Here is a 17,216-nt window from a genome sequence, read left to right on the forward strand (position 1 = left end):
CAAAACCCACTAACCTTCAGCATTATCATCATCATCTTTATCATTGATAACTAAGGCTAGTTTCCCCTTCATTCCCCCAGCTTCCAATAACTGATGAGAAGCCGCCGCTTCCGCCAGGGGAAAAGTTTGGTTAAGGCAAATATTCAACTTATTCTCATCAATTAACCTGGCACACTGCTGTAAAATCTTAGTTTGGTCTAACTGGTCATCCTCGCGATTTTGCAGCATGGGAGTTAACATCAATTCCAAAGAAATCCGCAGATTTTTAGTTCGGGCATCTTTGAGATTACCTATGCTAAAATCAGGCTCTAATAAAGTGACAATATCTCCATAATTGCGGACTGTGTAAACAGTTTGAAAAAATGTTTCTTTCCCGACTGTATCAAAGGCTAAATCTACGCCTTCACCTTGAGTCCAATGCAGAATAGCCTGGACAAAATCTTCCTGTTTATAATTAATGACTAAATCAGCCCCTAACTCCTGAACAAAAGCGGCATTTTCGGTTGAACTAACGGTAGTGGCTACTTCTGCCCCTTGCAGTTTAGCTAGTTGAATAGCGACATGACCAACACCTCCAGCCCCAGCATGAATTAGCACCTGCTGTCCGGGTTGTAACCTGCCGCGATCGTATAAAGCCTCCCAAGCAGTAATTAATACTAAAGGTGCGGCGGCAGCCTCAGCAAAGCCAAGGGAAATAGGTTTCCGGGTGATAAATTTTTCTTCTACCACTGTTAACTCGGCATAATTTCCGGTCTGTGCGCCGAGTCCGCCATCACAAAAATAGACTTCATCACCAACGGCAAAATCTTCAACTTCGCTACCGACAGCTTCAACTACCCCCGCACCATCACAGCCTAAAATAGCGGGCATTTGGTCAGGATAAAATGTGCCCCGACTGCGGAGTTTGGTATCAATAGGATTAACTCCGGCTGCTTTGAGTCGGACTAAAACTTGGGTGGCTGTTTTGATTTGGGGGTCGGGGACTTCTTGGAGTTGCAAAACCTCGGGTTTTCCAACTTTGCTCATGACAATGGCTTTCATCTGCTTTAATTTACTATTAGTAAAATTTGTCCTGAGTCGGTGCGTCACATCATCACATTGGTGGTTTGACCAGGTAATGATCCGGTGTGACGCACCCTACTTTTTTGGCTGGTGCGTCACATCATCACATTGGTGGTTTGACCAGGTAATGATTCAGTGTGACGCACCCTACTTTTTTGGCTGGTGCGTCACGTCATCACATTGGTGGTTTGACCAGGTAATGATTCAGTGTGACACACCCTACTTTTTTGGCTGGTGCGTCACATCATCACATTGGTGGTTTGACCAGGTAATGATTCAGTGTGACGCACCCTACTTTTTTGGCTGGTGCGTCACGTCATCACATTGGTGGTTTGACCAGGTAATGATTCAGTGTGACGCACCCTACTTTTTTGGCTGGTGCGTCACATCATCACATTGGTGGTTTGACCAGGTAATGATTCAGTGTGACGCACCCTACTTTTTTGGCTGGTGCGTCACATCATCACATTGGTGGTTTGACCAGGTAATGATTCAGTGTGACGCACCCTACTTTTTTGGCTGGTGCGTCACGTCATCACATTGGTGGTTTGACCAGGTAATGATTCAGTGTGACGCACCCTACTTTTTTGGCTGGTGCGTCACGTCATCACATTGGTGGTTTGACCAGGTAATGATTCAGTGTGACGCACCCTACTTTTTTGGCTGGTGCGTCACATCATCACATTGGTGGTTTGACCAGGTAATGATTCAGTGTGACGCACCCTACTTTTTTGGCTGGTGCGTCACGTCATCACATTGGTGGTTTGACCAGGTAATGATTCAGTGTGACGCACCCTACTTTTTTGGCTGGTGCGTCACGTCATCACATTGGTGGTTTGACCAGGTAATGTTCCAGTGTGACGCACCCTACTTTTTTGGCTGGTGCGTCACATCATCACATTGGTGGTTTGACCAGGTAATGATTCAGTGTGACGCACCCTACTTTTTTGGCTGGTGCGTCACATCATCACATTGGTGGTTTGACCAGGTAATGATTCAGTGTGACGCACCCTACTTTTTTGGCTGGTGCGTCACATCATCACATTGGTGGTTTGACCAGGTAATGATTCAGTGTGACGCACCCTACTTTTTTGGCTGGTGCGTCACATCATCACATTGGTGGTTTGACCAGGTAATGATCCGGTGTGACGCACCCTACTTTTTTGGCTGGTGCGTCACGTCATCACATTGGTGGTTTGACCAGGTAATGATTCAGTGTGACACACCCAACATCAGATGGGTTTCTACAGGGTTAATGATTGAGGGTTAGTTTCAATCAGTTGGGCGAGATATTGCAGGAAAGCTGCGGCATCTGCGCCGTAGATGATACGGTGATCGCAAGTAATGTTAACCTGCATTTGCCGTTTAATTCCCATCATGCCATCATCGGTGGCGACCACGGTGGGACGAGAGGCACCGATCGCCAAAATTGAGCCCTGACCGGGAGGCAAAATAGCATCAAAGCGATCGACCCCAAACATCCCCAAGTTAGAGAGAGTAAAAGTTCCGCTGCTGTATTCTTGGGGTTGTAATTGTTTGCTGCGGGCGCGGGCGACTAAATCTTTCCAAGTGCGAGAGAGGGAATAAATATCAATCTGATCAGCATTGGAGAGTACGGGAGTAATTAACCCCCCGTCCGGCATGGCTACTGCTACAGCAATATTAATGCCTTTATTGTACTGAATACCAGAGTCCACATAACTGGCATTGACAATAGGATATTTCTGTATAGCGATCGCCACAGCCTTAGCCAGCAAAGCCGTCATCGTCACACCCTTGGACTTAACCTGCTTATAGAGTTTATCCAAGTTGTCGGTAGTGATAGTGTAGCCCACATGGAAAGTAGGAACCTGCAAACTCACCAACATATTGCGGACTACCGCATTTTGTAGAGTATTCATCGCCACAACCTCTCCCAAGGGAACCGGGGCTGGTGCGGGGGTAGGAATGGTAGAAATAGGTGATGGAGTCGCAACAGGGGAAACAGTAGGTTGAGGCGCAACCGTAGGAGTCTGAGCCCTTCCCGTAGCCACTTCCACATCCTCCGCCACAATGCGACCGTGGGGGCCAGTACCCTGGAGATTATTTAAGTCTACATTAAGTTGTTTCGCCAATTTGCGAGCGCGAGGAGAAGCCACAATGCGACCATTACGACGGCTAGGCGTATTCTCTATCGCAACCGTCGCCGCCACTGGTTCTGGGGTCGCTACAGAGGGGGTAGGGGTAGCTTTTGGTGGTGGGGTAGTGGTGCTGGTGGTAGCGGTGGTGGTGGCTTGTTTTTTCGCCTCCTCAATTTCCGCTTCTGTTTCGGCAATGAGGGCGATCGTTTGACCGACCCCAGCGGTTCCCCCTTCAGGAACAATAATCGTAGCTAAAAAGCCTTCATAAAAGGCTTCTACGTCCATATCAGCCTTATCGGATTCTACAATCAGGACGGTTTCCCCTTTCCCGACGCGATCGCCTGGGGATTTTTGCCACGATACAATTTTACCCTCTGTCATAGTCGAACTGAGGGCGGGCATAAACACTTCGTGAATCATAATAGCCTCCTATTAGCTTGGAAAACCCGGCATAAAAATACCGGGGAGGAAAAGCCAGCCATCAATTTTAGCGGCTAGTCAACCTATTTATATCCATGTTTCCCCATTTTAAAATAGGATGGGATAAAATAGGCAATCATTAATGATTGATGGGCTAGAGCCTGCAGAGGGCCTGCCGCCGTTCAGTTAATTAAATATCACCGCGTATTTCCTCAACCACACCATCTCGCAGGAGAATTTCTACCTGCATTTTACGGATTAAGTTATCGCCCTTTTCCACAGTAAATACACTTTCAATTTGACCTTGGCTGACTTCCTGTTCTAGTTCCAAAGTTTGCAATTGCTGAAGTTGTTGGAGGATCTGATTTTTCTGATCAAGAAGTTTACTTTTTTGTTCATTCACCTGATTTTGGATATTCTCAATTTGAGTCAAAGCCTCTGGACCAGGAGGTTGTAGGCTTTGTTTTTTGAGTTCCCCAATCATGCGTTGTCCTTGCATTTCCAATTGTTGAAGCTGACTATCAAGCTGATTAATTTGAGCTTGTAGCTGTTGTTGTGCTTCTTCTTTCCAGCGAGGGGTAACCACTGCTTTCACGTTGATAGGACGTTTGAGAAGCAGTTGATTTTTAGAAATCTCCATGTATAGTGTCCTGTAGTTTTCACCAATTCAGTAATCGAGAGTCAGGGGGTGTTTTAGACAGTCTAAACCACGAAATAATCATAACGATCGCCAATAACTTATGTTCAGAAGTTGACAAGAGTTAGGCGATCGCAACCCAGCAGAAGTTATCTTAGTTGCCTAAAGGCCATCAAGCCGGCCATGGTTGAGGCAATATTTAACTGCTGACCCCGTTTAATACATCTCGTCAATCATATCGCGGTAACGTTCCATTACAACCGGGCGCTTGATTTTCAAAGTCTGAGTCAGTAGGCCATTATCAATAGTAAAGGGTTCCAAAATCAACCTAAACGGACCAATGCGATCATCAGGTCGGAAACTAGGGCGGTTTTTCACCTGTAGGGTCAACTCCTGACGAAACAGACTTTGTATAGGTTGACTATCGATAGCGATCGCATTTTCAGCCTCCCCCTGTTGTTCTTCCCCAGGTACTTGCAGACCCAAACCCTGCCCACTAGCCCACTGTTTCAGCGCATCCAAATTAGGCACAATTAGCGCTCCCAGGGACTTCTGGTCTTGACCAACCAAAACAATTTGGTCAATATACGGACTACGAACACAAGCATCCTCAATCGGTTGAGGTTCGATATTCTCCCCATTAGTTAACACAATCGTATCTTTAGCCCGTCCCGTCAACACCAAATCCTTCTGAGGAGTCAGCCAACCGAGGTCTCCCGTATCAAACCACCCCTCCGGGTCAATAGCCTTATCAGTGGCTTCAGGATTTTGAAAATAGCCCCTCATCACCTGGGGACCCCGCGCCAAAACCAACCCCTTATGTCCCGGTTCATAGGTTTGGCGAGTCTCCGGGTCAATAATCCTAATTTCCGTTTCAGGGATAGGTCGCCCCGCAGAACCCCGTAAATTATGGCCAGGTCGTCGCGCCGTCAAAACCGGAGCAGTTTCCGTCAACCCATAACCCACTAACAGGTCAATTCCCACAATTTCATAGAAATTTTCCAAGTGCATGGCTAGGGACCCACCACCACTAATAGCAAACTTGAGTTTTCCCCCCACAGCCTGGCGCACCTTCTGATAAATCAATTTATCCCCCAAAGCGTGAACAGGAGTTAACACGATAGTTTGCAATTTAGCCAAAGCTGTCGATGAGTTATTGTTACTCTCTTGTCCGGGAATTGTCAATTTTTGTACAATGCGGCGGGCTTCAATATAGCGGTTGCTCATTCCAAAGAAGAAATTAACCAACTTTTGCCGGGTGGCGGGTCCATCACGAAACTGCTTCTGCGCCGCCTCATAAATCGATTCCCAAATGCGAGGAACACTAACCATGTACTGAGGCTTAAACTCCTGCAAATCCTGCTTAAAATAGCGGATATTAGTGTAAATCACCATCGTTCCCCGGGACAGAAAATAATATTGTCCACTCCGCCCCAAACTATGCCAAGTCGGCAGAATACTCAGGACAATTTCCCCCGGTTGTGGCGCAATCACATCAGCAATAGTAATCAGTTGGTGCAAAAAATTCCGGTGAGTTAACATCACCCCCTTGGGTTTCCCCGTCGTCCCAGAGGTATAAAGCAGAGTCGCTAAATCTTCCAGTTTCGTAGTGGGGGGATTTAACAAAGTCATATCCTCACCCTTAGTCATCAGTTGACTAAAATTGACAATCGGTATACTGAGGCTATCCTCTGCAGTTATGTCTTCATCAGACAGCAACACCACAAACCGAATCGGCAAATCTTGGATCGCCTTTTCTAACTTGTGGAGTAGGGCTAGGTTATCTACCACTAACCCGGTACTCCCACTATTTTGGAGAATATAGGCGAGTTCTTGGGGGTCGGCGGTCGCACCTCTCACCACATTAGCAGCCCCGGCGGTGAGAATACCTTGATCAGCAATCATCCACCGGGGACTATCATCAGCAAATAAGGCGACCCGACTAGGTAAGTCCTCGGCGGGTTCAACTCCTAATTGTTGCAGTCCGGCGGCAAATTGTTGGATCTGAGTCCACAGGTCGCTATAGGTGATTTGCACTTCTGGCTGACTGTGGGGGTTAAATAGGGCGACTTGTTGCGGGATCTGTTGGGCGAGAATTGGCCAAATTTCGGGCAAGGATTGAACAGATTGATACTGGGCGGTTAGGTTAGAGTTATCCATCATAAGTTAATTGGGTCTGTAGTTATGTTATTGGGCGATCGCTATCTTTATCGTCCTTAGCAGCATATATTTCGATTATGGTATCCTTATGTAATCACTAAAGATACCCAAGGGGACAGATATATAATTGTCCCTAGGACAGTTAAAACCCAATTTTAGATAAAATTTGTTAATCATAGAAACGGCGATCGGTTCAAACAATCGCATAATATTAATCGATATAGGTTGATCCAATGGGTCGGGAGGATATAAAGGGATGGTTCAGGAAATCCAACGTCAAAACTCTGATGTCAATTTAGCAGAACAAGTACCAATGGAACCATTGGCGATCGATGTTCATGCCGATCAGTTCATTGATGACATCTTTCAGGATATCGATCGCAGTCTCAGTGGTATAACTAAGCTGCCTAAAGACCCTGTACAGCCGGAGTTTGTCTCTCTACAATCTATTAAGGTTCCTCAGATTATTCTGCCTTCGGTGGAAACTGAGGCTGATAGTGAGGTGGCTATTTCCGCAGAAACTCAACTGCGCGATGCCAACGCCGATCGCTCTCATTCCTTTGATAGAATTCTATTAGCCGCCGCCTGTGCTTCCCTGGTCGTTACTTTGTCCCTGTGGATGGCAACTAGAGGCGGTCTAGGGCGACTGTTTGCCCCCGCACCCGTAGCCGTAGATCCTCAATTGAGCCAACAAACCCAGGCAGATGCTAAATTTGTCAATTATTTACAGCGATCGCTTGAAGCCATTAGCCGCAACAAAGCTGGCGCTACTCAACCAGGTATGGCTCAAGGCATCCCCGGCGCTCCCCCAATGATGGAACTCCCTACCCTAGCAATTCCTGACACTCCAGCCCCAGCCCCAGCCCCTGATACCGCCGCCCTCGCTAATACCAATAATTTAATTGCTGCCATTAACCGAGTCGCTGAGGCAGTTCAAGAAGCCTCTAATCAGACCGCAGCCTTATCTAATCAAGTCATGGCTAGTCTGCAAGCCCAAAATCAGCAAAATCAACAACCAGCACCACAGCCACAGGCTACTACCCCAGGGGGTCAAGCATCGGGGGTAGTTCCTGAAACCACCGCCTCTAGTTCTCCGGCTCCCACCACCACCGAGGAAACCACCGCCTCTACTCCCGTCAGCATTCCTGACCCTCCAGCAATTCCTACCCCCCCCACTGCGCCTCCTGAAGAAACGGCCGCCGTGTCACCAGATACTACTACTTCCCCCGCTGCTGCTATTCATACCTTAGTCGGGATTTTGGAATTAGGCGATCGTTCCGCCGCCTTATTTGAAGTAAATGGAGTAGCGCGCCGTATTTATGTCGGTGAAAGTATTGCAGCCAGCGGCTGGAGTTTATCATCAGTTGCTAACCAGGAAGCCGTCATTCGTCGCAATGGAGAAGTCCGCAGTATCGTTGTCGGCGAGAGATTTTGAACCCAAAACCTCTCCAAATATGCAGGCGGGTATATTGTCGTTATTTGACACCATATAACCCGCCTTTTATTTTTCATTCAAGCAAACCGGAAGATATTACTATCTTCTAAATTAACATTTGTTACCCCCTCTAAAATACTCACCATTTGGTCAGTTCCCCTTTCATAAATAGCTGTAGCATTAGTTAATCCCTGTGGGAAATTACCCAGATAATAATTACTCGCATTTCCCGGTAAAATAATTAAATCTTGATTAATTTGGAAGTCAGCCACCACACTATAGCCATCCCCTGGAAATAACATGAAGATATCATTACCTTCTCCCCCTCGCAGAGTATCTATCCCCTGTGTTCCAGCATAGAGAATATCATTACCTTTATCACCCCACAACTCATTATTACCATTACCAGCCACCAAGGTATCATTACCCTGACCTCCAAACAGGAAATTATTGCCATGTTCTCCCCATAAAAAATCATCACCTTTAAAACCTAGCAATATTTCATCCGACATACTACCGGCAATGAAATCAGCATTGTCAGTACCAAAAAACTGATTAGGGAATCCTGGTAAAGGTTCCGTGATTGGGTTCAAATCATCAGGGTTAATCGGTTCCGGGTCAGATTCTATGGGGTTATTAGTCTCAAATTTGATCACATAAACATCATGATTTTCTCCAGAAATTAGGTCAAAATTACCATTACCATTGACATCAATACCGCCCTTAAATTCACCAATCACATAAATATTGCCAGCATTATCAATAGCAATACCATTTCCATAGTCGTTATCAATGCCGCCAATATTGGTAGCCCAAACTAAACCCCCATCACCATTAAATTGGGCAATATAAGCATCCAATTCACCCTCGGAAACTAGGTCAATAATACCATTATTATTAATGTCTAAACCATCTACAAAAGTCCCCGCTACATACACAGAATCATCGGGATCTACAGCCAGACCATAGCCAAAATTACCACCCAGAGACTCCGCCCAAACTAAACCGCCATCACTATTAAATTTAACAAGATAAGCACCATAATCTAAACCGGGAAGTGGGATAAAAAAGTGACCAGCAACATAAACATTGCTATCACTATCTATAGTCATCCCATAGCCAAATTCAAATATCTGATCTACTGGCAGACTTTCCGCCCAAACTAAACCACCATCACCATCAAATTTGACAATATAAGCACCTCCTAAACCCGGTTGAGAAACTAGGTCAAAATTACCATCACCGTTGATGTCTATGCTACCTTGAAAATCCCCAAGACTATAGATATTGCCATCACTATCTACAGCGATACCATAGTTATAATCCGAATTAGATCCGCCAATACTTTGCGCCCAAACTAAACCCCCATCACTGTTGAATTTAGCTATATAGCTATCAACATTTCCAAAAGTTCCCGCCGAAACTAGGTCAAAATTACCGTCGCCATTGATGTCTGCACTACCGTTAAATACACCACTAACATGGACATTTTCATCAACATCAACAGCGATCGCATAGGTATGAGAATAATCCCCACCAATAGTTTCTGCCCAAACTAAACTCCCGTCCTGATTAAATTTAATGATAAAACTACTGATTCCCTCCTCAGAAACTAGGTCAAAATTGCCGTCACCATTGATGTCTATGCTACCTCCAAAACTTCCGGTAGCATAGATATTGCCATTGGGATCAACAGTAATAGCATAGCCATTAGCAGAGTCACTATTACTTCCCCCAATAGTTTCCGTCCAAACTAGACTGCCAGCCTGATTAAATTTCACAATAAACCCACTAATTCCGTCCTCAGAAATTAGATCAAAATTGCCGTCATCATTGATGTCTATGCTACCTTGAAACCAACCAGTAACATAAACATTACCATCATGATCAACCGCAATATCTGCACCACCATCCCAACCACTTCCCCCTATACTGTTTGCCCAAGCGAAATCAAAGGGAACCCCTGCCACAGTCGGGTCAGACCCTTCGCGGTCTGTGACTCCAGAGTTTTCCATATAGTTGCTGGTGTGGTTATTCATGATTTTTTACCAGTTAGATTATATGTTTGATATATTTATTGATTATTATACATGATAAAATTGTCGGATATTTTTTTGCCTTTTCTTTAGATTTGGCTATAGGTTTATTAACATTTATGTTGAGATTAATTAAGTCTTCTTTCAAGATTGACCCCCCTCCGGTATAATCCCCCGGTGACTGTGAGAGGAAACTCAAACAGGAATAGTTATCAAAGGGGACTCAATACCTAAGTCGCAAAGCTGCTGCTTGTAGAGCCAATTAACTTGATTCACAAAACTGGATTGGGGGTAGATTGTTTAGAGTAATGTGCGGAAAATTATGATTTAATTATACAGAGTAAACCAGGGTTAGGGACTCGTTTTGCTGAGGTCCATCTGGGGGAAAATTGACCTCACATTCAGCATGGAGTCATCGGTAGCACCAGCGCCCAAATCTTGATAAGCAGCAAGACCCCAGTTTTATGGTTCCTTTAATTGCACGATTGCCTCAGTTAAATTAACTTAGATTTAGCTGAATTTTCACGGTTTAGCATCATCATAAAAACAAGGATATTTGGTTTATGCAGATTATTAATACCATACATTTTCGTAATCTCAAAGGCGACCTTTTTGGTGGTTTAACCGCCGCCGTCGTCGCCTTGCCTATGGCCCTAGCCTTCGGAATCGCCTCTGGTGCCGGGGCTTCCGCTGGTTTATGGGGCGCAATATTAATCGGATTTTTTGCTTCCTTATTTGGCGGAACTCCTAGCCTAATTTCTGAACCCACAGGCCCCATGACCGTTATTATCACAGCAGTAATAGCCGAATTAATGGCTAAGAACCCCGAAAACGGTTTAGCTATGGCTTTTACCGTCGTGATGCTCGCGGGTATCTTTCAAATTATCTTTGGGGTCTTAAAATTAGGTAAGTATATTACCATGCTGCCCTATAACGTGATTTCCGGGTTTATGACCGGAATTGGCGTGATTCTGATTTTTCTACAAATAGCCCCCTTCCTGGGTCAAGCCACCCCTTCTGGTGGCGTAATTGGTGTCATCAGAAATTTTCCTGAGATTATTTCTAATATTAATCCTTGGGAAACTTTTTTAGGGTTAATTACTTTAGCTATTCTGTTGTTTTACCCAGCCAATCTCAAAAAAGTTGTACCTCCTCAACTCGTCGCTTTAGTCATTGGCACAATCATTTCCTTGGTCGTATTTAGTGGCGTAGAAATTCGGACAATTTCCACCATTGGTGAAATTACCCCCGGTTTCCCTCAACCGCAAATGCCCACATTTACCCAACAAGATTTGCGGTTAATGTTTGTCAATGGTATGATCTTAGGAATGGTCGGTTCTATTGATTGTCTGTTAACTTGTTTAGTATCAGATAGTCTCACCCGCACCGAACATAACTCCAATAAAGAATTAATCGGTCAGGGTACAGCCAATTTAATTACTGGTTTGTGCGGTGGTATTCCTGGTTCAGGAGCCACCACAGCCACAGTCGTCAGTATTTACGCCGGAGGACGCACCGCCTTAGCTGGCATTACTCGCGCTGTGGTATTGTTAATTGTCGTCTTATGGGCAGCACCTTTAACCTCTGGTATTCCTTTATCAGTTTTGGCAGCCATTGTCCTCAAAGTCGGTATTAATATCATTGATTGGGGATTTTTAAAACGGGTTCACCAAATTTCTTGGAAAGCAGCCGGCATTGTTTATGGTGTAGTTCTCCTCACCGTATTTGTTGATTTAATGGTAGCTGTCGCTGTCGGTGTCTTTATTGCCAATATCTTGACTATTGAACGCCTGAATGAGTTTCAGTCTCAGTCTGTTAAAGCCATTACTGATGCCGATGACCAAATTGTTTTAACTCCTCAAGAAAAGGAAATTTTAGACTTTGCCAATGGCCGGGTTTTGCTGTTCCATTTGAGTGGGCCGATGATTTTTGGGGTGGCGAAAGCTATTTCCCGAGAACATCAGGCTATTAATAATTATGATGTGTTGATTGTTGATTTAAGTGAAGTGCCAATTTTGGGGGTGACTTCTTCTTTGGCTATTGAAAGTTCCATTAAAGAGGCAATTGATGCCGGTCGTGATGTGATTGTAGTTGGTGCGACTGGTAAGGTGAAATCCAGGTTAGAAAAATTGGGAATTGCTGGGTTAATTCCTGGTAATTATTGGATGGGCGATCGCCTAACAGCACTTAAAGAAGGTTTAGCGATCGTTAAGCAAAAACAGCCCAGCATCACATAACCCGATCACTCCTAGGGTGCTGTAGTGCCAGTCAGACCCAATTTTCTGGTGCGTCAGTAATCAATTATTGGGTATTAATTCCAATTTTCTGTATCTGACGCACCCTACAAGCCAACACACCCGGCCCCCCGTACCGAGCCTAAAGCACTGAAACACCCTATAAGCTAGTCAGGGGTAGCTGTATCAGAAAAAATTAAGAAAATATGTAGACAAATATTTATTTTAGCTATATGATTCATCACAATCTATGAATAATAGCCTGTTTATAGATGAATAGCGATAAATACCTGGTTGTTAACTGTTTTCCCTGATTATGCAACTCCTGAATCATATTCACTTTAGAAACGTTCGGGGCGATATATTTGGTGGCATGACTGCCGCCATCATCGCCCTGCCGATGGCCCTAGCCTTTGGTGTGGCTTCCGGTGCTGGTCCTGCTGCTGGCTTATATGGAGCCGTCCTAGTTGGTTTTTTTGCCGCTCTGTTTGGGGGAACCCCAACCCTCATTTCTGAGCCTACCGGTCCCATGACCGTGGTTATGACTGCTGTTATTGCTAGCCTCACCGCTGCTAATCCTGACAACGGCATGGCCATGGCTTTTACCGTGGTGATGATGGCAGGAATTGTCCAAATTGTATTTGGTTTTCTGCGTCTGGGTAAATATGTCACCCTCATGCCCTATACAGTTATCTCTGGCTTTATGTCCGGGATTGGTATAATTCTCGTAGTTCTGCAAATTGGGCCTTTTTTGGGGCAGGCTCCCCCCAGAGGCGGTGTCATTGGTACTATTCAAAATATCCCATCACTGCTGACTAATATTAGCCCCTCTGAAACTATCTTGGGTTTCATCACCATAGCCATTCTGGTGTTTATGCCCAGTAAGCTAAAACGCTTAGTTCCTCCTCAGTTATTAGCCTTGGTTGCGGTTACAATATTTTCCTTAATTGCTTTTCCTGATATTGATATTCGTCGAATTGGTGAAATTCCTACCGGTCTTCCCTCTCTGCAAGTTCCTACATTTAGTGCAGGGCAAATTCAGACCATGTTCATTGATTCCTTGGTATTGGGGATGTTGGGCTGTATTGATGCTCTCCTCACCTCTGTGATTTCTGACAGTCTCACCCGCTATCAACACGACTCTGATAAAGAATTGATTGGTCAAGGATTAGGAAACCTCGCTTCTGGCTTGTTTGGCGGTATTCCTGGGGCGGGAGCTACTATGGGAACAGTCGTTAATATTCAAGCTGGCGGTCGCACGGCTTTATCCGGTCTCACCCGTTCAATTATTCTGTTAGTTGTGGTGCTGTGGGCGGCTCCTTTAACTCAAAGTATCCCTATGGCGGTTTTGGCTGGTATTGCCTTAAAAGTTGGTGTTGATATCATCGATTGGGGCTTCTTGAAACGTGCCCACAAGGTATCTGTGAAAGCTGCCTTGATTATGTATGGGGTGATTGGTTTAACTGTTTTTGTTGACTTGATTATGGCTGTTGGTTTGGGGCTGTTTGTGGCTAATATCCTCACTATTCAGCGCCTCACAGATTTACGTTCTAAGGATGTTAAAGCTATTACTGATGCTGATGATAACATTGTTCTGAGTGCTGATGAAAAAGCATTGCTCAAGCAGGCTAATGGTCGCATTCTACTTTTCCACCTTAGCGGTCCGATGATTTTTGGTGTATCCAAAGCGATCGCCCGTGAACACGCCGTTATTGGTGCTTATGATGTTCTCATTTTAGATTTGAGTGATGTGCCTCTGTTGGGCGTAACTTCTTCTCTCGCCTTGGAAAATGCTATTAAAGAAGCTATTGATCTCGGTCGTCATGTTTTCATTGTCGGCGCTTCTGGACAGTGTAAACAGCGCTTACAGAAGTTGGGAGTTTTTGAAATTATCACTCCCGATCATTTGGTCATGGATAGAATGCAAGCTCTACAGACTGCAGTGGCTATGGTTCGTTCCTCTACTGGTAATATTCCAGAGGTTGCCGAAGTTAATTATCCTCATGGTTCTTCCATTATTCCCGATGATTTGACCATCAATAATTGAACCCTACCCCCAAACCGGGTTTCTCTCCAGGAACTCGGTTTTACCTATTACCTATTATCATGCGATCGCGACTTAATATCACACCCTATTTATTTTTATTACCCGCATTACTAATTTTAAGCCTTACCGTATTTTGGCCGTCCTTACAGGCCTTTTATCTCAGCTTTTTTGATTATGACTTAATTCGAGAACCTCGGTGGGTAGGCTGGGGTAATTTTCACAGACTTTGGCAAGATCAAGTATTTTGGCAAACCCTAAAAAACACCGGACTTTATATAATCGTAGTCGTTCCTATTTTAGCGATCGCACCCTTGGGGTTAGCCATTTTAGTCAATCAAAAACTCCGTGGTATTCACTGGTTTAGAACTGCCTATTATGTGCCAGTTATCATTTCCATGGTCGTAGCCGGACTAGCTTGGAAATGGTTATATGCAGAAAATGGATTACTTAATCAACTTCTCCAATATTTTACCTCATTTTTGCTCCCCTCATCTACTCAATTCCGTATTCCCTGGCTAACCGATCCTAATTTAGCCTTATTTTCAGTTATGGCAGTTACCATTTGGAAAGGGTTAGGTTATTATATGGTAATTTATCTCGCTGGCTTACAATCTATCCCCGCCGAACTTTACGAAGCCGCGAGTTTAGACGGTTCCGACGGGTGGCAAAGTCATTGGGATATAACCTTACCTTTAATGACACCCTATATAGTTTTAGTCTCGATAATTTCTGCCATTTCTGCTACCAAAGTCTTTGAAGAAGTTTATATCATGACTCAGGGCGGCCCTTTAAACAGCTCTAAAACCATTGTTTATTATCTCTATGAAAGAGCCTTTCAAAACTTAGATATTGGTTATGCCTGCACCATTGGATTAGTGCTATTTGGGATAGTTTTTAGTTTATCCTTACTACGGTTAATTATTGACCGTTTAACAGGTGGTAAAAACCAGGCCACTTGGTGAAATCATCCCCCAGCAGTAGGGACCGACCCCCCGCCATAATTCATACTTCACCCTAATTTTTTGCTAAATTCCTGAAACTAAGCCATAATAGAAGTAGGTGGAATTGCCCGTCAATATATAGGGTTAGGGTCAGCAGACCCAGGATAAATAATATCTTAACCACACTGAAAGGGGGATTCTTCAACCGTAGTACCAACAACGTAACTTAGGGTCAATAAGGAGAAATATCATCATGGCTGATCTCGACTGGCTGAGAATGTTAATCCCAGCGGTGTTTTATTTAGGCTGCATCTACTTACTGCTAGGTTGGATACCCGAAAACACGGAAAGTTAAAATTTTTCACACAAACAGCCAATTGTTAGACAAAATAGGGTAAGTAAATGGTGTGAGAGACGCAACAAATAACGAATTATGAAAACCAATCGATGGCATATCATACTTACCTTAGTCGCAGCGATCGCAGTTTTGATAACCCACCCATCCCAAACTAGCCCAGCTTTCCCTGTCGGGGAGGCTGGTTTTACAGATGTCCAAAACCATTGGGCGCAGCCTTGTATTAAGGAATTAGCCGATCGCCAAATTATCACCGGCTACAGTGACAATACCTTCCGCCCTAATAACCCCATTACCCGCGCTGAATTCGCCGCCCTGGTTAATCAAGCATTTCCGGCAGTACAACCCACCCGCCGCCGCCAGAATTTTGTCGATATACCCACAGATTTTTGGGCTTATGATGCCATTAATAGGGCGAGTCAAAAAGGGTTTTTATCAGGATATATCGGCAGCGTTTTTAATCCTCTGGTTAATATTCCTAGGGTGCAAGCCTTAGTAGCCATTAGTAATGGTTTAGGATTTAAGCCCCAGCAGTTATCTCCTGAACAATTGGGAGATGTTTTTCTCGATAGCGCCACCATTCCTGATTATGCTAAAGAGGCGATCGCCGCCGCCACCGAAAATTGGTTAGTCGTTAACTATCCTAATGTTAGACAATTGCAGCCTAACCGTCCGGCGACTAGGGCTGATGTCGCTACATTCATCTGTCAAACTATCACTAACTTTGGTGAAAATGCCTTAGTCCCCTCTCAGTATATTGCCCGCATTTCCGTAGATGATCAACCCTTGGCACAAATGCCACTGACCACCCCAGAAACCGAAGCAGTTACCGAGTCCGACCCCCCCGAAACCCCATCAATTACCCCTGATATTACCCTAAATAAACCCCCCGAAACCTCATCACCAGAACCTCAACAAATACCCGATTCTCCACCTCCTGAAAACCAATTATTTCAACCACAGGCTGAAGCCTTACCCCCACAAGAACCTATTGAAAAAAACATTGAATTTGATAATTTACTGGCAGAATTTGCTTTTAACCCTCGTCCTACTCCTAAATTTAGCTTGAAAATGACCCGGCGCGGAGAGGTTGTTTTAGATGATAAAATCCCAGAAGATATCCTCAAAAATTTAACATCTAGTAACTTGGATACAATTAGAGTTTTAGATATCCGCACCATCGATTTAGATGGAGATCGGGAACCTGAGTTAATTGTAGACCTCCAAAGTCGCGGTTATTACTCCCTTATTTATCATTATAGACCCTTAGCAAGGCAATATGGTATTATTCCTAAAAGTTGGGGTATTTGGCGCTATGATTTAACCGAAATAACTGATGATGGCTTACCAAGATTTGTGGGGTATGATTACCGATTTGCGCGGGAATTTAATCTACAATCTCAATCACAGGTTCCGATACAAGTTTGGGAATATCGCGGCGGACAATTGCACAATGTTACTGCTAATTATCCGGAATTTGTCACCCGTCGCCTCGCTCGCGTTTGGCGAGATATTGAACAGCGATACCGCCAAAATCAGGAGATTCGCGGGCTTCTGGCGGCTTATATGGCTAATCAATATTCCCTCGGTCAGGGAGAGTTGGGATGGCGGAAAGTGCGATCGCTTTTTGAGGACAGAAATATATCCGATTTGTTAGCAGATTTAACACAGTTTTTGCAAGATACCGGCTATATTCAATCCTAGCAAATTTCGCCTATTTCCTAGCTTAGGTTAATCTCAACTATATTAGCCTAGGCTACAACCCCTAT

The 17,216-nt window shown here is 44.5% G+C and carries 11 protein-coding genes; 6 read left to right on the forward strand and 5 right to left on the reverse strand.

Annotation, left to right across the window (positions count from 1 at the left end; all coding sequences use genetic code 11):
• Positions 1-9: 9 nt before the first annotated feature.
• Positions 10-1,041: a zinc-dependent alcohol dehydrogenase family protein gene (locus N39L_RS05020; RefSeq protein ID WP_014274485.1), complete on the reverse strand. Its 1,032-nt coding sequence runs from the start codon at positions 1,039-1,041 to the stop codon at positions 10-12.
• Here N39L_RS05020 and N39L_RS05025 point away from each other — a divergent pair.
• A complete protein-coding gene (locus tag N39L_RS05025; protein ID WP_148261843.1) occupies positions 1,025-2,332 on the forward strand; it encodes a hypothetical protein in 1,308 nt (435 codons plus the stop codon). The genes N39L_RS05020 and N39L_RS05025 overlap by 17 nt on opposite strands.
• Here N39L_RS05025 and N39L_RS05030 read toward each other — a convergent pair.
• The 3 genes from N39L_RS05030 to N39L_RS05040 all read right to left on the reverse strand — a co-directional run bounded on the left by N39L_RS05030 (position 2,307) and on the right by N39L_RS05040 (position 6,399).
• The gene (locus N39L_RS05030; RefSeq protein WP_014274487.1) at positions 2,307-3,602 is read right to left on the reverse strand and encodes a dihydrolipoamide acetyltransferase family protein; all 1,296 of its coding nucleotides are present in this window, start codon (positions 3,600-3,602) and stop codon (positions 2,307-2,309) included. The two genes, N39L_RS05025 and N39L_RS05030, sit on opposite strands and share 26 nt — an antisense overlap.
• A 190-nt stretch (positions 3,603-3,792) precedes the next feature.
• Positions 3,793-4,242, reverse strand: a complete 450-nt coding sequence (locus tag N39L_RS05035; protein ID WP_014274488.1) for a YlqD family protein — start codon at positions 4,240-4,242, stop codon at positions 3,793-3,795.
• A 213-nt stretch (positions 4,243-4,455) separates the two neighbouring features.
• A complete protein-coding gene (locus N39L_RS05040; protein WP_006616497.1) occupies positions 4,456-6,399 on the reverse strand; it encodes an AMP-dependent synthetase/ligase in 1,944 nt (647 codons plus the stop codon).
• Positions 6,400-6,655: 256 nt separating this feature from the next.
• Here N39L_RS05040 and N39L_RS05045 point away from each other — a divergent pair, with 256 nt between their 5' ends.
• Positions 6,656-7,834 (forward strand): hypothetical protein, encoded by a 1,179-nt coding sequence (locus tag N39L_RS05045; RefSeq protein WP_014274490.1) that lies wholly within the window; start codon positions 6,656-6,658, stop codon positions 7,832-7,834.
• A gap of 77 nt (positions 7,835-7,911) precedes the next feature.
• On the opposite strand, the gene N39L_RS05050 is transcribed toward N39L_RS05045, so the two are convergent.
• Entirely contained in the window at positions 7,912-9,873 is a 1,962-nt protein-coding gene (locus N39L_RS05050) for an SBBP repeat-containing protein (protein ID WP_014274491.1), read from the reverse strand.
• A 560-nt stretch (positions 9,874-10,433) separates the two neighbouring features.
• On the opposite strand from N39L_RS05050, the gene bicA (N39L_RS05055) reads away from it, so the two are divergent.
• From bicA (N39L_RS05055) to N39L_RS05070, 4 genes are all read left to right on the forward strand, one after another.
• A complete protein-coding gene (gene bicA, locus N39L_RS05055; RefSeq protein ID WP_014274492.1) occupies positions 10,434-12,107 on the forward strand; it encodes a bicarbonate transporter BicA in 1,674 nt (557 codons plus the stop codon).
• Between the two features lie 313 nt (positions 12,108-12,420).
• Positions 12,421-14,151 (forward strand): bicarbonate transporter BicA, encoded by a 1,731-nt coding sequence (gene bicA, locus N39L_RS05060; RefSeq protein ID WP_014274493.1) that lies wholly within the window; start codon positions 12,421-12,423, stop codon positions 14,149-14,151.
• Between the two features lie 59 nt (positions 14,152-14,210).
• Positions 14,211-15,113, forward strand: coding sequence for a carbohydrate ABC transporter permease (locus N39L_RS05065; RefSeq protein WP_006617347.1), 903 nt, complete (start codon positions 14,211-14,213; stop codon positions 15,111-15,113).
• A gap of 412 nt (positions 15,114-15,525) precedes the next feature.
• Entirely contained in the window at positions 15,526-17,151 is a 1,626-nt protein-coding gene (locus tag N39L_RS05070; protein ID WP_014274495.1) for an S-layer homology domain-containing protein, read from the forward strand.
• Positions 17,152-17,216: the final 65 nt, after the last annotated feature.

The sequence above is a fragment of the Limnospira platensis NIES-39 genome (assembly GCF_026000695.1).
In the GTDB taxonomy this organism is placed as follows: domain Bacteria; phylum Cyanobacteriota; class Cyanobacteriia; order Cyanobacteriales; family Microcoleaceae; genus Limnospira; species Limnospira platensis.